The organism is Rhizobacter sp. (genome assembly GCA_021153565.1).
GTDB lineage: Bacteria > Pseudomonadota > Gammaproteobacteria > Burkholderiales > Burkholderiaceae_C > Albitalea.
The window spans coordinates 19,170-40,009 of sequence record JAJKJU010000212.1; the positions used below are offsets into that span (position 1 = coordinate 19,170).

General features: G+C 63.0%; 18 protein-coding genes. 11 read left to right on the plus strand and 7 right to left on the minus strand.

Annotated elements, in window-relative coordinates:
• Positions 1-54 precede the first annotated feature (54 nt).
• Together AC30NL_RS13335 and AC30NL_RS13340 are read left to right on the plus strand one after the other, a co-directional pair.
• Positions 55-1,086, plus strand: a complete 1,032-nt coding sequence (locus AC30NL_RS13335; RefSeq protein WP_489464483.1) for an HD-GYP domain-containing protein — start codon at positions 55-57, stop codon at positions 1,084-1,086.
• Positions 1,087-1,117: 31 nt separating this feature from the next.
• Positions 1,118-4,228: a response regulator gene (locus AC30NL_RS13340; protein ID WP_489464484.1), complete on the plus strand. Its 3,111-nt coding sequence runs from the start codon at positions 1,118-1,120 to the stop codon at positions 4,226-4,228.
• Between the two features lie 27 nt (positions 4,229-4,255).
• Here AC30NL_RS13340 and AC30NL_RS13345 read toward each other — a convergent pair whose 3' ends face one another.
• Both AC30NL_RS13345 and AC30NL_RS13350 read right to left on the minus strand, forming a co-directional pair.
• Positions 4,256-4,891 carry a response regulator gene (locus tag AC30NL_RS13345; RefSeq protein WP_489464485.1) on the minus strand — a complete coding sequence of 212 codons (636 nt, stop codon included), beginning with the start codon at positions 4,889-4,891 and terminating at the stop codon, positions 4,256-4,258.
• On the minus strand, positions 4,888-6,045 hold the full coding sequence (locus AC30NL_RS13350; protein ID WP_489464486.1) for a sensor histidine kinase: 1,158 nt from the start codon (positions 6,043-6,045) through the stop codon (positions 4,888-4,890). Before AC30NL_RS13350 ends, AC30NL_RS13345 begins: the two co-directional genes overlap by 4 nt.
• A gap of 263 nt (positions 6,046-6,308) precedes the next feature.
• On the opposite strand from AC30NL_RS13350, the gene AC30NL_RS13355 reads away from it, so the two are divergent.
• From AC30NL_RS13355 to AC30NL_RS13385, 7 genes are all read left to right on the plus strand, one after another.
• Positions 6,309-6,767 carry a hypothetical protein gene (locus AC30NL_RS13355; RefSeq protein WP_489464487.1) on the plus strand — a complete coding sequence of 153 codons (459 nt, stop codon included), beginning with the start codon at positions 6,309-6,311 and terminating at the stop codon, positions 6,765-6,767.
• 64 nt (positions 6,768-6,831) lie between these two features.
• A complete protein-coding gene (locus AC30NL_RS13360; protein ID WP_489464488.1) occupies positions 6,832-7,194 on the plus strand; it encodes a response regulator in 363 nt (120 codons plus the stop codon).
• Between the two features lie 47 nt (positions 7,195-7,241).
• The gene (locus AC30NL_RS13365) at positions 7,242-9,365 is read left to right on the plus strand and encodes a chemotaxis protein CheA (protein ID WP_489464489.1); all 2,124 of its coding nucleotides are present in this window, start codon (positions 7,242-7,244) and stop codon (positions 9,363-9,365) included.
• Positions 9,366-9,454: 89 nt separating this feature from the next.
• On the plus strand, positions 9,455-10,801 hold the full coding sequence (locus tag AC30NL_RS13370; RefSeq protein WP_489464490.1) for a methyl-accepting chemotaxis protein: 1,347 nt from the start codon (positions 9,455-9,457) through the stop codon (positions 10,799-10,801).
• A gap of 309 nt (positions 10,802-11,110) precedes the next feature.
• Positions 11,111-12,712 (plus strand): methyl-accepting chemotaxis protein, encoded by a 1,602-nt coding sequence (locus AC30NL_RS13375; RefSeq protein ID WP_489464491.1) that lies wholly within the window; start codon positions 11,111-11,113, stop codon positions 12,710-12,712.
• A 61-nt stretch (positions 12,713-12,773) separates the two neighbouring features.
• Positions 12,774-13,292 carry a chemotaxis protein CheW gene (locus tag AC30NL_RS13380; RefSeq protein WP_489464492.1) on the plus strand — a complete coding sequence of 173 codons (519 nt, stop codon included), beginning with the start codon at positions 12,774-12,776 and terminating at the stop codon, positions 13,290-13,292.
• 548 nt (positions 13,293-13,840) lie between these two features.
• A complete protein-coding gene (locus tag AC30NL_RS13385; RefSeq protein ID WP_489464493.1) occupies positions 13,841-14,419 on the plus strand; it encodes a hypothetical protein in 579 nt (192 codons plus the stop codon).
• Between the two features lie 235 nt (positions 14,420-14,654).
• Here the strand turns inward: AC30NL_RS13385 and AC30NL_RS13390 are convergent, their stop codons facing one another.
• From AC30NL_RS13390 to AC30NL_RS13405, 4 genes are all read right to left on the minus strand, one after another.
• Complete coding sequence (locus AC30NL_RS13390; RefSeq protein WP_489464494.1) at positions 14,655-15,164, minus strand: HD domain-containing protein; 510 nt, start codon at positions 15,162-15,164, stop codon at positions 14,655-14,657.
• Positions 15,165-15,322: 158 nt separating this feature from the next.
• On the minus strand, positions 15,323-15,616 hold the full coding sequence (locus AC30NL_RS13395) for a type II toxin-antitoxin system RelE/ParE family toxin (protein ID WP_489464495.1): 294 nt from the start codon (positions 15,614-15,616) through the stop codon (positions 15,323-15,325).
• Positions 15,613-15,837 (minus strand): addiction module protein, encoded by a 225-nt coding sequence (locus AC30NL_RS13400; RefSeq protein ID WP_489464496.1) that lies wholly within the window; start codon positions 15,835-15,837, stop codon positions 15,613-15,615. Before AC30NL_RS13400 ends, AC30NL_RS13395 begins: the two co-directional genes overlap by 4 nt.
• Before the next feature lie 215 nt (positions 15,838-16,052).
• On the minus strand, positions 16,053-16,277 hold the full coding sequence (locus AC30NL_RS13405) for a hypothetical protein (protein ID WP_489464497.1): 225 nt from the start codon (positions 16,275-16,277) through the stop codon (positions 16,053-16,055).
• Positions 16,278-16,317: 40 nt separating this feature from the next.
• Here AC30NL_RS13405 and AC30NL_RS13410 point away from each other — a divergent pair, with 40 nt between their 5' ends.
• Positions 16,318-16,452, plus strand: coding sequence for a hypothetical protein (locus AC30NL_RS13410; protein ID WP_489464498.1), 135 nt, complete (start codon positions 16,318-16,320; stop codon positions 16,450-16,452).
• A gap of 109 nt (positions 16,453-16,561) precedes the next feature.
• Here the strand turns inward: AC30NL_RS13410 and AC30NL_RS13415 are convergent, their stop codons facing one another.
• On the minus strand, positions 16,562-19,114 hold the full coding sequence (locus AC30NL_RS13415) for an ABC transporter permease (protein WP_489464499.1): 2,553 nt from the start codon (positions 19,112-19,114) through the stop codon (positions 16,562-16,564).
• Between the two features lie 628 nt (positions 19,115-19,742).
• Here AC30NL_RS13415 and AC30NL_RS13420 point away from each other — a divergent pair.
• Positions 19,743-20,702 carry an AraC-like ligand-binding domain-containing protein gene (locus AC30NL_RS13420; RefSeq protein ID WP_489464500.1) on the plus strand — a complete coding sequence of 320 codons (960 nt, stop codon included), beginning with the start codon at positions 19,743-19,745 and terminating at the stop codon, positions 20,700-20,702.
• Positions 20,703-20,840 lie beyond the last annotated feature (138 nt).

The following is a 20,840-nucleotide window of genomic DNA, read 5'->3' on the forward strand; positions in this document are numbered from 1 at the left end:
GGAGGGCGTCATCATTGGCGCTTCAATGTGTCTTTTCGAGGACAGTCCACCCGCATGAACATCGTCATCGTCGACGACAACGCAGTCAACCTGATGTTGATGGCCGCACTCGCGCGTTCTGCGACGGGCCTGGAGCCGGTTCGCTTCGACGACCCGATCGCCGGACTCGAATGGTGCAAGAAGAACGGCGCCGACCTCATCGTCGTGGACTTCATGATGCCGCGCATGGACGGCCACCAGTTCATCGAGGGCGTGCGTGCCACGCCAAATCTGGCCGACGTTCCGGTCGTGATGGTCACCGCCACCGGGCAAAGCGCCGTGCGGCGAAAAGCGCTCGAGATCGGCGCCACCGACTTCCTCACCAAGCCGGTTGATTCCACCGAGATCAAACTGCGCCTGCGCAACCTGCTGCAGCTTCGCAATGTGCAAAACCTGCTGCGAGACCGTGCCGCCCACTTGGCCGATGAAGTGCGCAAGGCCACCGAGGTCATCGTGTTGCGCGAGCGCGACCTCATCGTGCGACTCAGCCGCGCGGCGGAGTTTCGCGACCCGGAAACCGGCGGCCACATCCAGCGCATGGCCTATTACGCAGCGTCGATCGCGAGGCACCTGGGCGAGCCCGAGAGTTATGCAGACGCCTTGCTCACCGCGGCCCCCATGCACGACGTGGGCAAGCTCGGCACGCCCGATCACATCCTGCTCAAGAAGGGCCGTCTCGACGCGGTGGAACTCGTGGAGATGCATCGCCATGCCGAGATCGGCGGACGCATCCTGGCCGACACGGAGTCACCGCTGCTCAGACTGGCTTGCGAAATTGCGGAAACACACCACGAGAAATTCGACGGCAGCGGTTATCCGCGCGGGCTGAAGGGGCACGAGATCCCCCTCGGCGGCCGAATCGTGGCCGTGGCGGACGTGTTTGACGCGCTTAATTCCAAACGGCCCTACAAGATTGCCTGGACCATGGAAGACTCACGCGCCTACGTCGAGCAGCACAGCGGCAGCCACTTCGACCCGCGTTGCGTGGAGGCCTTCGTCCGGGGCTGGGACGACGTTGTCGCGATCCGCGCGCGTTTTCCGAACTGACGACAGGACCCCTGCAGTTGCCACGCCCACCATGCACAGCACGCTTTCGCGCCAGATCAGAGACCTCTGGGGCGTGAGCGAACCCGAGCTGGCGCAACTGCTGCAGCTTGCCCGCGACAGTGCCGAGAATGCCCCGGTCGATCCGCAGCTTCGCATCGTGCTGCGCACGCTCGACGCGCTGCTCGATCGGGTAAACACCACCTACGAACAAGCGGACCGGGATCTGCACTTGCGCACGCGCCGCCCGGGTATCAGCTCCGACGAGTTGATTGCGAGCAACCTGCGCCTCGAACGAGACCTCGCCAGCCGCAACCGCGCCATCGCCGCGATGAAGGCGCTGGTGGAGCCGATGGCCGTCGCTGCGCGAGGGGCCGATGACCTTGACACCTTGTCGATGTCCATCTCGGCCCTGGTTGAGCAACTGCAGACTGAACGTGCCGAGTTGCGCAACCTCAAGAGTGCAGTGGACGATCACGCCATCGTGGCCGTGACCGACACCCAGGGCGTCATCACCGACGTCAACGATCGCTTTTGCGACATCAGCGGCTATACGCGCGACGAGTTGATCGGCAAGACCCACCGGGTGGTCAACTCCAGCTTCCACACGGCCGACTTCTTCGACGAGGTCTGGAACGTCGTCCGCGCGGGCCAGGTGTGGCGCGGCGAGTTTTGCAACCGGGCGAAGAGCGGTGAACTCTTCTGGGTGCAGTCGACCATCGTGCCCTTCGTCGACGCATTCGGCAGCATTTCGAAGTTCATTGCCATCTGTACCGACGTGAGCGAGCGCAAGTTCGTCGCGGACAAGCTGACAGAGCAGTTGGCCTTCATCGATTCCCTGGTGGAGAGCATTCAGGTTCCGATCTACGTGAAAGATCGCGAGCGCCGCTACGTGCGAGTCAACCGCGCCTACTGCGAAATGTTCGGCATTCCATCCGAGCGGCTGATTGGCCGCACGGTGGAGGACGCGCACACGGCGCCGGTGAACATGCTGCATGCGCAATCAGACAGCAGGGTGCTGGGCAGCGGAAAGAGCGATACCTACGAGTTCCGCATGCAGCTTCGCACTGGCCGCGACCTTGACTGCGTGGCCAGCAAGGCGGCCATCAAAAACAGCCGCGGCGAGATCAGCGGCCTGGTGGGCACGCTCATGGACATCAGCGACCAGAAGCAGGCCACGCGCACGCTGGTGCAAGCCAAGGAAGCCGCCGAGAGCGCGAGCCGCATGAAGAGCGAGTTTCTCGCGAACATGAGCCACGAGATACGCACGCCGATGAACGGCATCATTGGCATGACAGACATCGTGCTCGACACCTCCCTGGATGCGGAACAGCGCCAGTACCTGGGCATCGTGAAGTCCTCGGCCAACTCGCTGCTCAACGTCATCAACGACATTCTCGATTTTTCGAAGATCGAAGCGGGCAAGCTGAGTGTGGAGCACGTGCCTTTCGACCTCGAACGGCTCCTGCTTGAATCGCTCAGGCCAATGGCGCCTTGCACGAATGGGCGCGGCGTGGCGCTGGCGCTCGACATTGATCCAGTCGTCCCGTCGACCCTCGTGGGAGACCCGGGGCGCTTGCGGCAGATCCTGAACAACCTGCTGAGCAATGCGGTGAAGTTCACCGCGGCCGGAGAAGTGGTCGTGTCGGTGCAAGAAGGTGCGAACAAAGCCGCACCCGGCCGGCTCCACCTGCGCCTTCGCGTGCGCGACACGGGCATCGGCATTCCGCCTGAGAAGCAGCTCCAGATCTTCGCGCCCTTTGCGCAGGAAGACAGCTCCATCACGCGACGATTCGGCGGCACGGGACTGGGCCTCACCATCACGCGGGGTTTGTGCGACCTGCTGGGCGGGACGATCACGATGAAGAGCGAGCCCGGCCGCGGATCGGAGTTCGTGGTGGATCTGCCGTTCGAGGCCGCCACGCACGCGGCCACCACTCAAGGCAACGCATTCGTCCAGGACGACCTGGACGGACGACGCGTACTGGTGGTCGACGACAACACCACCAACTTGCGCATTCTTGATCGCAATCTGCACAGTCTCGGCTGCGAGACGATGTGCGTGGGCAGCGGTGACGAAGCGCTGGCAACATTGAAGAGCGGCGGTGCGCCCTTCGATGCAATGATTCTCGACTTGATGATGCCCGGTCGCAGCGGATTCGACGTGGCAAAGGCGATGGCGATCGAACTGCGTTCGCCGCCACCGATCGTGTTGCTCACGTCATCGGGCCTGCCCGGCGAGATCGAAGAATGCCGGCGTGCAGGGATCCGGGCCTACCTGCTCAAGCCCTGCACGCGGCGCGAAATCGAATCTGCCCTGCACCAGGTGCTCGCACTGGCTGACCCGGCTGCATCGGCCGCGCCCACCCTGCTCACCCGAAGCAGTCTGCCCGTGGCCAGCCGGCGCACCCAGGTGTTGTTAGTGGAAGACAACGCCATCAACGAATTGCTGACCGTGGCCTGGCTGCGGCGTTGGGGCCACGATGTGACGGTGGCGATTGACGGCGCGCAGGCGGTCACGCTGCATGCGCAGCGCGCCTTCGACGCCGTGCTGATGGACGTTCAGATGCCCGGCGTCAGCGGACTCGATGCCACGCGCCAGATGCGCGATGCAGAACGTCGTGACGGCCGCATGCGCACGCCCATCATTGCCCTGACTGCGGGCGCGATGGAGAGCGATCGACGCGCCTGCATCGACGCTGGCATGGACGACTACCTCAGCAAACCCCTGGACTCGGGCAAGCTCTGGCACGCCCTGGAGTGTCACTTGGCGCGACGCGCCGCGACCTGCGAGCGCAGCAGCGCGTATCGCGCTGCCTTGTTGCAGGCCGACAAGCAGACGGTGGAGATCATCGCGGCACCCTTCCTGCAGGAACTGCCCCGGGAGATGCGGGCGATCACGCAGGCCATCGAGTATGTAGACGTGCAGACACTCGCACGCCACTCGCATTCGATGAAAGGCCTGCTGCTGGCGTTCGCCGCTGAGCCTGCGGCAAGCCTCGCGGCCCAGCTGCAGCGGATCGCGGAAGCAGGCACAGGATTCGATCAGTCGCGTGCACGCGCATGTCTCGCGGAACTGGACATGGAAATCGCGTTACTGGCGCCGCACTTGCGTGAAGTGGGCAAGAGAGTGGGCGCGTCTTGAACTAAAGGGTGATGCCCGGGCTGTGCCTCATGAACCCACCAGACCGTTGCGAATCGCGTACACCGTCAACTCGGAATTGTTCGCCAGCCCGAGCTTCTCCAACACTCGCGCGCGATAGACGCTCACAGTTTTCGGACTCAACATCAAGTCATCCGCGATGTCCGACAGGCGCTTGCCCGATGCAATCATCACGAGCGTCTGAAGCTCGCGGTCCGACAGTTTCTCGTGTGCGTTCTCGGTCTGCGGCGCAGTCAGACTCTCGACCAGCATTTGCGCGATCTCGGGCGTGACGTATTTGCGCCCCTGGGCCACCGTGCGCACGGCGGCCACAATCACCGCCGGGTCGCCACCCTTGTTCACGTAGCCGAAAGCCCCTGCACGCAAGGCGCGGATCGCATACTGGTCTTCGGGGTACATCGACACCACCAGCACGCGCATGGTCGAGCCTTCATCTTTCAGCACGTGCAGCACGTCCAGGCCGCTTCGCCCGGGCAGGTTGATGTCGAGCACCAGCACGTCGCACGGCGTGGCGCGCATCAAAGTTCGCAATTCGCCGTAATCGCCTGCCTCGCCCACCACCTGGATGTCGGGCGCGTCAGAAAGAGTGTCTCGAATGCCGCGACGGATCAGAGCGTGATCATCGCAAAGAATCACTTTGATCATATTTCTCCCCAGCCCGTCGGATCTTCGATCTCATGTGTCGCGGGTAACTCTTTGACCTGCGTTCCATCGAGTTCCTGCAAGGGTACCGAGAGAATGAGCGTTGTGCCAGCAGGGCCACTGCTCAGGTCGACCCAGCCGTCGACCGTGCGTGCACGCTCGTGCAGCCCGCGGATGCCGAAAGACCGTGCCTTCTCAAGATCTTCCGGGCTCAAACCGCGGCCGTTGTCGCTGACTTCGAGCGACAGCACACCACCCGCCAGCGCCAGGTCGATCTCGACCCGCGTCGCGTGTGCATGCTTGGTGATGTTGGTCAGCGCCTCCTGAGCCATCCGGTAGGCCACGAGCGGCACACCTGCGGGCAAATTCTGCAGGGCCGGCAGCGTCGACTGCGGCGTGCGCAGCACGCAAGCCACCCCCGTGCGGCGCTCGAATCGGCCTGCCATCCACTGCAGAGCGGCAAGGAGACCTTGTTCGAGGATGGCCGGCCGCAGGTTGTGCATGATTCGCTGGCTCGCCTCGATGGCATGCGTCACCGTCTCGAGCGCGCCATTCACGCGCGCCTGCACGTCGGCTTCCTTCGAATGCCGCGCAATCCATGCGAGATCGAACTTGAGCGCGGTGAGCGAGCCCCCGACGTCGTCATGGATCTCCCGCGCGATGGCGGCCCGTTCCATCTCGACGCTGGTCTGCAAGTGCTGGGCGAGTTCGTGCAGTCTCTGCTTCGACACGCCCAGCTCCATGTCGGCCTGTTCGCGCGCACGCCGGGTCTCGGCCGCCTCGATAGCGTGCAAGAGCGCCGGGACGAGCCGCGCCAGGTTGTTCTTGAGCAGATAGTCGCTCGCGCCATTGCGCATCGCCTCGACGGCGGTGTCCTCGCCGATCTCGCCCGACACCAGCACAAAAGGAATGTCGTGGCCATGCGCCTTGAGCAAGTCAAGCGCCATCAGGCCGGTAAACCCCGGCAGGTTGTAGTCGGAGACGATGACATCCCAGTCTTCGTCGAGGGCACGCAAGTATTCGGACTCGGTTTCCACTCGCACCGCCTCGGCGTTGACCCCTCCGCGCCGCAGGTGCGCGAGCGTCAACTCGTGGTCGAGCTCCGAGTCTTCGATGTGCAAAAGACGCAAATGCCGCTGGGGCGAGGAATACGTCATTCGCGAAGTATGCCCCTGGCCTGATGTTCGTCCACTGTAGATGTGGGGATTGCCAGACAGTTCACTCGGGAGAACGCTTGAAGTTCCCGAACACGTCCACCTTGATATGCAGGGTGAATTGCCTCGTGATTGGACTAATGTCCTCGGCCCCAGTGCCGAAAATCCTCGTGTGCGCAATGACATGCGCCGTTTCAAGTGTCCCGCGTCGTTTCGACGCAAGGCCCGGGATGCCGAATCAATGTCTTTCGTGGAGCACGAAGCCGATGAATGAAGCCACCGAGCAGATTGATGGAGGCGGGATCCCGCTGCCCCTGCTTGCGGCTGCCGACCTCCAAGACCATCTGATGACGGCCACGAACGACCTTGACCGCCTTCAGACCTTGCTGGCCGACGCCTGCGACGCGCTAGCACAAAGCTTTTACGGCGCCTCTGAGCAACTCCGCGCCTTGATGGACGAGCAGCAGGCCGCCGCCGGCCGCGCCGATGTCTATCCACGCCTGATGCAACAACTGGGCGGCGCGGTCACCGCGCTGCAGTTCCAGGACATGGCATCCCAATTGATCAATCACACGAACCGGCGTCTTCGCAGTTGCGCCGACCAGATCGCCCGCGTGGCGATGGGCGATGACGAAGACGGCGTAGCAGTGGTGGAAGAAGCACCCCTGCGACCCAATCCTGTGACTCAGGATGAGATGGACGCCGGTTCCATTGAATTGTTTTAGCAGCCCGCGCTCAAGACCCCGCTGCACGTACCGACATAACCAATCGAGACCTTCGGAGAACGCTATGCATTCAATCCTCGCCGTGGACGACTCCGCATCCATGCGCCAGATGGTGACTTTCACGCTCAAGAGTGCGGGCTACAACGTGGTCGAGGCGGTTGACGGGCAAGACGCCTGGGAAAAGGCGGGCGGCCGCGACTTCGACCTCGTGCTGACAGACCAGAACATGCCCCGCATGGACGGCATCAGCCTGACCAAGAAGCTGCGGGACAACCCGAAGTTCAAGGCCACGCCCATCCTGATCCTGACCACCGAGTCCAGCGACCAGATGAAGCAGGCAGGCCGCAGTGCAGGCGCGACCGGCTGGCTCGTCAAGCCCTTCGATCCAGCCAAACTTCTGGAAGTCATCAAGAAAGTCGTGCGCTGATTTTGAGCCGCACGACACGACGACACCGAACACGGAGAACACCAGCCATGGGCGAGATGACTTCTGAAGGCGCGAGCCTGAGCGCCGGCATCGATCTGAGTCAGTTCTACCAGGTCTTTTTTGAAGAGGCCGGCGAGAACCTGGACCGCATGGAGCAGCAGCTCCTCGAGGTGAACCTCGAAGCGGCCGACGACGAAGAACTGAACTCGATCTTTCGCTGCGCACACTCGGTCAAGGGTGGCGCGGCAACGTTCGGCTTTGGGGACGTCGCCGAACTCACTCACCAGATGGAGACGCTGCTGGACAAGCTGCGCCGCCATGAACTGCAACCGACGCCGGCCATGGTGGACGTTCTCCTGCAAGCCGGCGACGCCCTGCGCGCACAGCTCGCGCGCCATCAAGGCGGCGGTGGCCCGGAAATCGACACCACTGAGCTGCTCGTCAGCATCAGCGCGATGGCCGCCGGCGAAGAGCCCGTCGCGGCAATCAAGCACGTGACCAAGACGTCGGTGCTGGCCGAGCCGGTGGTGGAACCTGCCACGCCTGCCGTCCACGGCGTGACGACCGTTCGCATGCTCGAAGTCCGGGTGGGCCCGCTCGAGAACCCGTCGCAAGCCGACAACCTGGTCGATCTTTTCCAGGAAATCGTCGACCTCGGCACCATCGAGCCCATCGACGGCGGCCAGTCCGTCGACGGCATGCGTCGCTTCAAGATCACGACGACCAGCACCGACAACGACCTGCTGGACCTCTTCACCTTCCACGTTGCCCGCGAGCACGTGCAACTGCTGCCCTTCGGCGACGGCTACGGCTTTCACGAAGGCGCACCAGGCGCACCGCCAAAAGAGGCGCCCACTCTTGGCTACGGATTCTTCGATGATGCGCCCGGGGCGCCGTCGACGAAGGCTGACGACAAGTCCACAGCCGCGACCGCAGTGGTCGCGCCGCCCGCTCCCGTCGCACGCGCGTCCACCGCAAAGGCTGAGAAGGCACCGGCTGCCGCGATCGAAGCCTCGACCCTGCGGGTGTCGGTCGAAAAGGTCGATCAACTGATCAACCTCGTCGGCGAACTCGTCATCACGCAAGCCATGCTGGCGCAGAACAGCAAGCAGGTGGACCCCGCGCTGTACCAGCAGATGGCCGCCGGCCTCGCCGACCTGGACCGCAACACGCGAGATCTGCAGGAATCGGTGATGTCGATCCGCATGATCCCGATGTCGGTGGTGTTCAATCGCTTCCCGCGCATGCTGCGTGACCTCGCCAACAAGCTCGGCAAGAAGGTCGAGTTCGTGACGCAGGGTGAAGCGACCGAGCTTGACAAGGGGCTGGTCGAGAAGATCACCGACCCGCTGACCCACCTGGTCCGCAACTCCTGCGACCACGGCATTGAAATGCCTGCAGACCGCCTTGCCAAGGGCAAGCCGGAACACGGCACCATCACACTGTCGGCCTCGCACCAGGGCGGCAGCATCGTCATCGAAGTTCGCGACGACGGCCGCGGCTTGTCGCGCGAGAAGCTCCTGAAGAAGGCCCGCGAGCGCGGCATCGCCGCACCCGACAGCCTGACCGATTCAGAAGTCTGGAGCCTGATCTTCGAACCCGGCTTCTCCACCGCCGACGTCGTGACTGACGTGTCCGGACGCGGCGTCGGCATGGACGTTGTCAAGAAGAACATTGCCTCGCTGGGCGGCACGGTCGAGATCGACTCCGCCGACGGCTACGGCATGCGCGTGTCGGTCCGACTGCCGCTCACGCTGGCCATCATGGACGGCATGAGTGTCGGTGTGGGAGACGAGGTCTACATCCTCCCGCTCTCCTCGGTGGTCGAATCCTTCCAGGTCGAAGACCAGACGATCAAGACCATCGGCGGCAGCGGCCGCGTGGTGGAAGTGCGCGACGAGTACATGCCGGTCATCGGCCTTGAAGACGTTTTCCAGGTGCCGCGATTCGACTTCGAGCACGTGGCCGGAATCATGGTCGTCGTGGAGGCCGACGGCGGCCGCGTCGCCCTGCTCGTAGATGCATTGCTCGGCCAGCAGCAGGTGGTGGTGAAGAACCTCGAAGCCAACTACCGCAAGGTCTCCGATGTCTCAGGCGCCACCATCATGGGAGACGGCCGCGTGGCCCTCATCCTCGACGTGGGCAGCCTGGTTCGCAGCTCCCGGCACTGAAATTGCCCCATCCGTGAATCTCGCGTGGCGATTCACGGAATCAGGGCTGCATCGAATAGATGATTACCCGCAACGGACGGGAACGCTTCATGAAACTCAACGATGTCAAGATCACGACGCGCCTGATGCTGGGCTTCGGCCTGGTGCTTGCCCTGCTTCTTGTGATCGCCGCGACATCATTCGCACGCCTCGTGCAAACCCAGGCCGACCTGGACGCGGAAGTCACCACCGAGAAGGGCAAAGCCCTGCTGGCGACGATTGCTGAAAAGCGTGCCGACTATCTCGAATTGCGAGCCAAGCTTCAGCAGCACCTGACCTCTTCGGACCAGTCCGCCGTCGGCGCCTTGCTGAAAGAAAAGCTGCTGCCCAGTGTCGAGACTTACCTTGGCGCGATGAGCAAGCTGAAAAACTACGAGGACGCGCAGGCCGCGGAGCATGCCGGCGAAGTTCGCGCGCGCGTGCAAGCCGCCAAGAGGACCATGCTGATCCTTGTCATCGCAAGCCTTTTCGTGGGCATCGGCGGCGCGGTGGTCATCACACGTTCGGTGACGGGCCCGATCGGCGAAGCCGTGGAAGCCGCGCGTGTCATCGCCGACACCGACCTGTCGCACACGCTTGAATCCAGCCGCAAGGACGAGCTCGGCGAACTGCTGCACACCCTCGGCCAGATGCAGATCTCGCTGCGCCAGATCGTGGGACATGTCCGCCCGTCCACTGCCGACAGCATCACCACCGCATCCACGGAGATTGCACCGGGCAATCAAAATTTGAGTGTCCGGACCGAACAGACTGCGTCCAACCTGCTGATGGCTGCCTCGTCAATGGAGCAACTCACGGTGACCGCCAAGCAGTCCCCCGACTCGGCCCGCCAAGCCAACCGGCTTGCCGCATCGGCTGCCGAAGTCGCCGCCCGCGGCGGCTTGGTGGAATCGCGTGTGGCGGCAACCATGGACGACATCAACGCGAGCTCGAAGAAAATCTCGGACATCAGCGGCGTCATCGACGGCATCGCATTTCAGGCCAACATCCTCGCGTTGAATGCTGCCGTGGAAGCAGCAAGAGCCGGCGACCAAGGCCGCGGCTTTGCGGTCGTGGCCGGCGAAGTACGCCGTCTCGCCCAACGCTCGGCGCAAGCCGCCAAGGAAATCAAGGGACTGATGGGCGCCAGCGTTGACACGGTCGAGGGCTCCACGCTCGTGGCCGACGCCGGCCACACGATGCAGGAAATCATCGGCTCGGTGCAACGAGTGACGAACATCATCGACTCGATCACCACCGCATCGTCCGAGCACAGTGATGGCATGCCCCCCGCCGCGTCAAGATGGTCGGCACGTTTCGCCTGGAGCACTCGGCGGGTGAGTCTGGGGCTGCACATGCACCGATGCCACAACCGGCGGCGTCAGTCCCGAAGGCCGCGAAGCCGAAGCCCGTGCTGAGGACATGGCCCGAAACAACTTACCGATTTGGGGGGGCTGGGCGGGCGCGCTGCGGCGTTGCTCCTCACTTATGTGGCTCGCCACACAAGTGAGGAGCGCCTTGCATCGCATCCCGCCCAGCGCCCCCCAAAACGGGAACTTATTCCGGATCATGTCCTGAAGGAAGCCAATGAAGACGCCTGTTCTGTGGCTGCTGCCGTGCCCGCCTTTGTCGAACGTCGGGAAGACGCCGCGCCACGACGGACGACTGGGAAGACTTCTGCCTCCCCGGCGGTACTCGCGTCTCGTTTGCTTGGATAGAAAGAGACCATGGGCATGTTGATGAACCTCTTGCGCCGCATGCCGATCCGACTGCGCATGATCGGCATGCTCGTCGTCATGCTGTTCCTGGTCTGCGTCGTGGGTGCCACCGGCATGCTCACGCTGGAGCATCAGCGCGAGCAGGCTGACACCTTCATTGCACGGTCCATGACGCAATCGCGCCTGCTGACTGATATCCATCGCCTAGTCGGTGACATCAACCGTCTTGAAAAAGACATGGTCATCAACTACGAGAAACCGGAGATCGTCGCCAAGCACAAGGAGCGCTGGATCGTCGCGGTGACCGGCGCAAAGCGGACGCTCGCCTCCATGCTCGATGCGGCGACCGAACACGAACGCCCCTTGGCGACCGAAGCGCTCAAGAACCTCGATGCCTACACGAGCGACACCGAGCGCGTGATCAAACAAGTCGAGAGCGGCGCCTACGACAACTCGCGCACGGCCGACATGATGCTGACCAGGGCCAAGGGCTCGATGGCCATCGTTGAAGACATGGTGCAGAAGATCGGTGCCGCGCTGGACGAAGGCATGGCACGAGCCAAGACGGCGCGCGAAGCAGCTGCACGAAACGCCTTCATGGCCGATGCAGCCGTCATCGCGCTCGCGGCATTGATCATGATTCCCTTCACGCTGCTCAACATGCGCAGCATCTGCCGCCCGCTCGACGAAGCGCGCGAACTTGCAGCCACCATCGCCGAGGGCGACCTGAGCCACGAAGTGAAGGTCGAAGGCCGGGACGAAACGGCCGCGATGATGCGGGCCTTGCACGCCATGCAGAAATCGCTGCAGCGCATGGTGGAACAGGTGCGCAAGTCGAGCGACAGCATCACCATGGCATCGACCGAGATCGCCACTGGAAACCTGGACCTGTGCCATCGCACCGAGCAGACTGCCGCCAACCTCCAGCAGGCAGCGTCGTCAATGGAACAGTTCACGGGCACCATACGGCAGAGCGCAGATTCGGCACGGCAGGCCAACCAGCTCGCGACCTCGGCCGCCGAAGTGGCCGCCCGCGGGCAGAACGTGGTGTTTCAGGTGGTGAGCACCATGGACGAGATCAATGCGAGCTCGAAGAAGATAGCCGACATCATCGGCGTGATCGATGGCATTGCGTTCCAGACCAACATCCTCGCGCTGAACGCCGCGGTGGAAGCAGCACGCGCCGGCGAACAAGGCAGCGGTTTCGCGGTCGTGGCGGGCGAAGTGCGCAGCCTTGCACAGCGCTCGGCCGAAGCCGCCAAGGAAATCAAGTCACTGATCGGGGCGAGCGTCGAACGTGTCGACGCCGGCTCGAAACTGGTGAGCGACGCCGGCCACACGATGACGGACATCGTGAATTCAGTGCAGCGCGTCACGGACATCATCGGCGAGATCACCACCGCGTCGTCGCAGCAGAGCGACGGCATCGGCACGGTGAACACATCGGTGGTGCAACTCGACCAGATGACGCAGCAGAACGCCACGCTGGTGGAGCAAAGCGCCGCAGCAGCCGAATCCTTGAAGGAACAGGCCCTGAAGCTCACCGAGCTGATGAGCAAGTTCAAGCTCGACGCGGAGCAAGCGCTTGTCGCGCCTCGCCCTCAAATTTAGGTTCAATTTTCGGCAAACCTGCCGATAGCAAAGATCATCCCGTGTCCGAAAGGCAACCACCATGAACATGATCCACGACGCCACCCAGGTGGCACGCCACGAAGCAGCCCGTGAGGCGGCAGCCGCAGGCGGCGAGTTCCTGACCTTCCGCCTCGGCGCGGAGGAGTACGGCATCGACATCCTGAAGGTGCAGGAAATCCGCTCCTATGAGCAGCCCACCCGCATCGCCAACGCGCCCGCGTTCATCAAGGGCGTCGTGAACCTGCGCGGCGTGATCGTGCCGATCGTGGACTTGCGCGTGAAGCTCAATTGCGAATCGGTCGACTACAACAGCTTCACCGTCGTAATCGTCTTGAACGTCAAGGGCCGTGTGGTCGGCGCCGTCGTGGACTCCGTCTCCGACGTGCTCGAACTCGGCGCAGGCACGATCAAGCAAGCCCCCGAGATGCACACCTCAATGGATACCAGCTTCATCACCGGCATCGGCAGCGTCAACGACCGCATGCTGATCCTGATGGACATCGAAGGGCTGATGACGAGCGCCGACATGGGGCTCATCAATTCGGCCACGACGCACTGAGCGTTCTTGAATCGCCTTCCGCAATCGGGCGGGCAGGCCGAGGACATGACCCCGGAATAGCTTCCGGTTTTGGTCATGTCCTGAGAGGCTGAGAGCATTTCGATCATGCCCGCTCATCACGCCAAAAGACCCCCTGCTCGTCGGTACAAATGCTCGCCATAGCCCGGGCTATGGCTGCGCTCTTTGCGTCTAGATCAGGCGCCTTTTGACGTGCTGGTCGGTCACGCTCGAAAAACTCTCAGCCTCTGAGCTGCAGGTGAGCGGAGGATCTGAAGATCTTCTTGACGCACACTTGGCTTGGTTATCGCTGATGAAATTTGCGCTGCCCTTCAAGCTATAGGAAGTTCGAGCGGCTCGGCACCCGGGTGGCCTCGAGTGGTTCTCAAACGAGCCCGTGACAAAATTGGCGGCCTGCGATGATGGAAATCATCGCGGCAGGCTCGACCTCTCACAGTGTCAGGTTCGATCACATCGAATCAACGAAGAGCCAATTTTTCGATCGCCCCGAGTCGCGGCAGCCTTTCTTCATCCGAAAAAAACCAGAGCCAATGAAAACCCTTCACTCAATCAACAACATCCACCGTTTTGCCCTCCCGCTCGCCATTAGCGCCATGCTCGCTTCCTGCGGCGGCGGCGGCGGGGAAAGCGGAACTGGAACTGCCGGCCTCTCGGCACAGAGCAACTCGTTCAGTGCACTGGTGGGTACGTATGTGTTGCATTGCACCGCCGGCACCAATGATTCGGAACAAGGCACCCTCGTCGTGTCTATGCCGCAGGGCTCCGATAAGGCAAGCGCCACGATTCACAGCCAGTACTACGCAAGCAGCACGACCTGTGAGGCCAACAAGCTCGATACCGACGTCACTATTACCGGCCAGATTCGCGACTTGGCGAGCACGGTCAATCGCACGCTGGGCAGCAACACCGTGTCGGCGAAGGTGGTCGAGTTTCGCTACGACTCGCTGACCCTCTCCAATGGCACGCTGAGTGGATCGCTGCCGGCTTTCGGCGGGATGACCAAGGTGGCCTACGTCGTGAATGGCAGCAACGTGTACTTCACCAAGGGCGCACGGCTGGCCGACGGACTGGGCGACAGTCTGACGTCGACCCCTCTAACGAAGCAGTGACCCGGGCCAGAGCGCGCAAAGCCAAGAGTCTCATGAGACTGAACTCTCACGCGCGTGCTCGGCCACAAGAGCATCCACAATGCAACGGTTCGCCTGCCTTGACGCCTCGGGATACGGGTCTTGCAGGAACTGCGCTCGTGCGCAGGGTCAGACAGGTGCACCGGGGATGTGGGGTACATAGGGGGTAGCAAGCCCTATCGGCCGGAGAGCCGCATGTTTGCCAAGGGTCCGAGGGTTAGACCTTTGCATCGATGGCACCTTCAGAAAGCAACGAGTCCAACTCGACCCACAACGGGTCGCAGAGACCAACTCGGTAGGCCGAAGTTCTGAAAACCTGGTGCTCGCTCCGATAGAGCTGCCACAGGCTTTGCCTGCAGTCAGCGAGGCAAGCACGGACGTTTGCCAGCCGATCTGCTGCCTTGACCACCAGTGCTAGTTCATTTGGCCCATGCACCTGAGCCAGCTTGGCATACGTTTTGGCCTTTCGTTCTTTCCGATTGGCACCGGGCTCGTCGGTGAGCAAGCTTACGCAGGCTGCGATCTTTGGACCGAACTTGTCTTCGATTTCCGCAATGGTCGCGTCTGTGTCTTCGGCGGTGTCGTGGAGATATGCGACAACAACTGCCTCTTCACCGTAGGGCGCCGCCAGGGCTGCCACAGCATCGAGGTGAAACGAGTATGGGTGATCGCCGTACTTCTGCTCGGCATGAGCGTGGATAGCGAAGGAGCGGGCTTGTTGCTGCATGGAGTCAGGGAAGGTCAACGTTTGAGCTGAGGGGCGAGCTCCGGCATGGCGCTTGGCCCGCCGGACGGATGATGTACCACACCGGTAGACGGGCCAAGTACCATGCCGGAGCGAGTCCACTCGAGCGAAAGGTTAGGCATCGCTCGGCCACGCGCACCCTAGCGGCGAGATTCGCCGTGCGCTGGATCTCGGGACTGCCCCCGTACAACCAAGACCCGGATGTGACCGTTCAACTCGCGATAGATCACGGAGTACGGGAAGTCGTGCAGTGGATGGACCCGGCGAAGGTCGTCGGCGGGTGTGCCTATACCTGGAAACTCCACCAGCAACTCGGCCACGCGCTCGAACTCGTTCAGGAAGCGGTTGGCGAGCTTCGCTCCCCCTTCGCGCCGGTAGAACCGCGCGGCTTCAAGTAAATCAAGTTCGGCTCCGCGGTGGAGGCTGTACGTCATTCGAGGCTGGCACGAATGCGGGCAATGGCCTCGGGGCCCGACACAAGCGTCGAGGGGTCTGCGTCGGCCTCGGCATCACGCTTAGCGGCCAGTTGGTTCCAGCGAGCGTCACGCTCGTAATCGGCATCAAGGCTGGTGATGACTTGATCCAGGAGGCGTGCACGGTCGGCTGCTGGCAACTGCAGCACCTGCTGTGCAAGGAGTTCTACGGGTACAGGCATGGTGTTCTCCGGGGCTCAAGGCTATAGCTTGCCACAACGCCGGAGCCGCCTCGACCACGGTGGGTGTTTGCGAGGCCGAACGTTTGACCTGAGCGGCCGGAAGCGGCAAGGCGCTTGGGCCGCGAGGCGCATGATATGCCTGAGCGCTTCGCGGCCCAAGTGCCTTGCCGGTGGAGGTCCGCTCAAGCGAAGGGTTGGCCTCAGTCGCGGCCTGGCTACCCCTTGCACACCTTCTCGGTCACGGCGTTCTTCGTTGCGGCGTCAACGATCCAGACACACGACCTCTCCTTCTTGAGTTCTCCGGTCACTTGATAGGTGGTGCCTTCAACAGGCTTGAACTCGACGTATCCATCGACGCTGAAGAATGTTCCAGCCATCTTGCTGGCCATCTCGTGAATCGGAGCACCGGTCTGATGAGTACCAACTAGCTTCAGGCGCATTGGGCGGACCGGCGCAGGCACGATCAAGCATGTCCCCGAGATGCACACCTCGGTGGACACCAGCTTCATCACCGGCATCGGCAGCGTCAACGACCGCATGCTGATCCTGATGGACATCGAGGGGCTGGTGACGAGCGCCGACATGGGGCTCATCAATTCGGCCGAGACGTTCTGAACGGGAATCTGCCACCCAGCCGAACACCGGGGTTCGACCCGGTGGCCGGCGGGTCACCTCGTCTGGCGGCCAGGGGTGAAGGCGAGGGGTCCACTCAATTCGAGCTCCTCTATTCCTGCGCGGCCCTGCGCAAGGTCTCGACCACCGGCCGTCGCAGCACGTCGCGCAACCCCCACCATCCCGCGGCCAAGGCCAGCAGGGCACCTGCCACGCCGCCTGCCAGGGGCACCATGGGCGAGGCGTTCCAACTGAACTCGAAAGCGTACCGAGCCAACGCCCAACCCACTGCGATCGCGGCCAGCGATGCGAGCACGCCGGCCAATGCGCCTACACCCAGAAGCTCCGCCCGCTGCACTTGCGCGAGCAGCTTGCCGCTCGCACCCAGGGCGCGCATGACGGCAAACTCGCGGGCTCGCGACTCACGCGTCGCAGTGACAGCCGCGAACAGCACGACCAGGCCCGCCGCTAGCGTGAAGCCGAACAGAAACTCCACCGCCCGGATCACCTGGTCCAGCACGCGCTGGACCTGCCCGATGGAGGCCGACACGTCGATGTTGGTGATGTTCGGAAACTCACGACTCAGGGCGTTGTCGAATCCCGGTTTGGAAGGCGCCCTGAATGCGGCGATGTAGGTCACAGGCACGTCCTTCATCTGCGCAGTCGGGAACATCACGAAGAAGTTGACGCGCATCGAGCTCCAATCCACCTTGCGCAGGCTGGTGATGCGGCCTTCCGCCGCTTGCCCACCGATGTCGAAACGAAGCCTGTCGCCGAGCTTGAGATTCAGCGTCTGCGCGAGGCCATCTTCGACGCTCAGGCCATTGGCTTCATCCACGGTCCACTTGCCGCCGCTCAATTGGTTGTGCGACGGCAGCGTGCCCGAATGGCTGAGGTTGAACTCGCGGTCCAGGAGGCGCTTGGCGCGTTCTTCGACCATGTCGTCCGGAGTCACGTTCCGACCATTGATTGCGACCAGACGGCCGCGGATCATCGGGTACCAGTCGTACTGCTTCACCCCCGCGCCGCCGAGCGCGTTGCGGAATGCCTGCCCCTGCTCGGGCTGGATGTTGATGATGAAGCGATCGGGCGCATCGGGCGGCGTGGCCTTGCGCCAGCTTCCGATGAGGTCGGTGCGCAAGAGCACAAGCAGCACCAGCGCGAGCAGGCCCACGCTGAGCGCCGACACCTGCAGCACCGCGAAGCCGGGGCGCGCGGCGATCTGCCGCGTGGCAAGCACCAGCCATCGAGGCGCACGGGCCTGCGGCACCGCACGGCGCAAAACGATGACGGCAAGCCAACTCAAGAGCGCGAAGAGAGCGATGGCGCCAGCGAATCCGCCGACCACGATCAGTCCAAGTCTGAGGCTGGACGACACCGACAACAGCAGCGCGACAAAACCCAAGGTTCCCGCCGCCAGCACGGCGATCGACGCGGGCTTGAGCCCCCCCACGTCGCGCCGGATGACGCGCAGCGGCGGCACGCGCGACAACTGCAGCACCGGCGGCAGTCCGAAGCCCATCAGCATGGTGATGCCCATGCCGGCAGCAAAGAGGGCAGGCCAGATGGTAGGCGCGGGCAGCGACGCACTGACCAGCCCCGCGAGCAGCCAGACGAACATGTAGTGCACGGAGAAGCCCAGCACCACGCCTGCGGCGCTCGCGATGACGCCCGCCAGCATGAACTCAACGAGGTACTGCAAGGCGATGCTTCGCTGCGACTGGCCGAGCACGCGCAACATCGCACAATCGTCGAGGTGGCCGTTGGCGAAATCGCGCGCTGCAATGCCGACAGCCACGGCAGCCAGCAATGCCGTCAATAGCGCGACGAGGTTCAGGAATTTCTCAGCCCGGTTCAAGGTCTGCTGCATCTCCGGCCGTCCGGAGGCGAAGGATTCCACCCTCATGCCGCGCAGGTTCTGGCTCTTGATCTGCGCCTCGGACCAGTTGGTGAAGTTGCGCACCACCTCGTCGTTGCCGCCGGGGGACGCGACCGCGACGCGATAAGTGACGCGGCTCGCGGGCTGGACGAGGCCCGTCGACGCGAGGTCCGCCTCGTTGAGCATCACGCGCGGCGCAAAGCTCGTGATGCCGGTGCCACGGTCGGGTTCGATGACGATGATCTGGGTGATGCGCAGTGCCGCATCCCCCAGTAGAAGCAAGTCGCCGACCTTGAGGTTGAGTCCGTCGAGCAGCGCCGCGTCGACCCACGCGGTTCCCGGGTCGGGGGGGCGTGCCACGTTATGCGCAATGGAGCCCGCGCCTGCTCGCACACTCAGTTCGCCGCGCAAGGGGTAGCCCGAGCTCACCGCCTTCACGCCCACCAGCCGCGTCGCACCGCCCTTGGCGTCAGGTGCTCGGCCCATGCTCGGGAAGACGGCCGTGGTCGCCACGGTCAGCCCCATCTCGCGCGCCTTGGCGGCAAACGATTCGGGCGCGGGCTGGTCGCTCGCGATGATTGCGTCGCCGCCCAGCAGTTGCCGCGCGTCGCGCGCAAGGCCATGGTTGAGGCGGTCGGCAAAGAAACCCACGGCGCTCAGCGCGGCGACGGCCAGCGTCACGGCCACCATCAGCAGCCGCAATTCCCCGGCACGGAAGTCTCGCGTCAGTTGACGCCAGGCGAGATGCCAGAGGGAGGCGGGGCGAAGCGGCTTGGGCGTGTCCATCGTCGCGACCTTACACGCGATTCCTATCCCGGGCGAAACCAGGGAATGTGCGCGCGCGGGAGGCCAATCGGGATTGCATCAGCGTCTCAGAGGCTCTCTCAACTAGGCGCAAAGCGCAGCCATAGCTCGTGCTATGGCGAGCATTTGCACCGACGAGCAGGGGCCTTTTGGCGTGATGAGCGGGCATGATCGAAATACTCTCAGCCTCTCAGTACGGGTCTCGCGAGGTTGACGTCGGGCGGTCTGAATTGGTTCCATTCCGGCGCTCCAGTAGGAGCGCAGCCGTCGTTCCGTCTTTCGCCTTTTCACACATGCCTTCGCAGGCGCGCACAGGCACGTGTCATCCCTGGGGTCAACTGAGAGGCTGAGAGTATTTCGATCATGGCCGCTCATCACGCCAAAAGACCCCTGCTCGTCGTTGCAAATGCTCGCCATAGCCCGGGCTATGGCTGCACTTTGCGCCTAAATCAGGCGCCTTTTGACGTGCTGCTCGGACACGCTCGAATTACTCTCAGCCTCCGAGGAAGGCCGAGCGCAATGCCCGGCATACGGCCGGCACATCTACCAATGCATCATGCAAGCGACGACTGATCAGAAATCACACCACTCCGTCGTAACGAGTCGGTCAATGACCACGGCGTCGGTGCCTCAGCGGCAACGCCTCGAGTACTGGCTAGAAATGGTGTGTTCCACGTACTGCCATCTCGAATGCGACCCCCCCGAGGACATGCAAATCTTCGGCGACATCCGGTTCGGCCAGGTCGGCGCCGTTCAGTTCACGGAGTTGTTATCCAATTGCCGGGGAGTTCGGCGAACGCAGGAGCGCATTCGCAGCAGCGACGAAGACGACTATCTGGTCCTCGTTCAGCGCGAGGGAAGCGCAGTGATGCAGCAGGACGGCCGCACGGCAATCTTGAATCCCGGCGACTTTGTGTTTCACGCCTGCAGCAGACCCTACGAGTTGCACTTTGACCAACCACGCCATCACTTGAACGTGTTGCGGCTGAAGCGTTCTCAATTGGAGAATCACGTCGGCGACCTGGACGAATTGACCGCCACGACGGTTTCACGGCAGGAGGTGGCGAGTCAACTGCTGCTGTCGATGATCGAAACGCTTCACCGCAACGCCGATCAGTTGCATCCTTCGTCGGCGCCCGGCGTCTCGGACGCGATCACCAGCATCATCGGCGCTGGGCTGCGCAGCCTGCCGAAGGCAAACTTGCGCAAGACTTCGAACCTGACGGCTTACCACTTGGCGCGCATCAAGGCTCACGTGCAGAAGCACTTGCACGACCCAAATCTGTCTGTCGGGTCCATCGCGTCGGCGATGCAGCTCTCGCCGGATCATGTCTGCAAGCTATTCCGTGGCGAACCGACTCCCCTGTCTCGCCTGATCTGGCGGATGCGTCTCGACGCATGTCGCCGCGATCTGGCCGATCCACGCCAGGCGACGCGCAGCATGAGCGACATCGCCTTCTCTTGGGGCTTCAACGATGCCGCACACTTCAGCCGCACCTTCCGCGAACGGCTGGGCATGTCTCCCCGACAGTGGCGCAATCAAGAACTTCTTGCCAAGAACAACAAGTAGCCTGCCTTGCAGGCAGGGCGCAAAACCTCCAGCCTCTTAAGGATTTGGATCGCGGTAGAGACACCCATTGCTGGACGCCCCCCGCACAGATCCCAGCGGGCGTAATTCACGCACTGGGCTCCTACCTTGGGTGTGTGA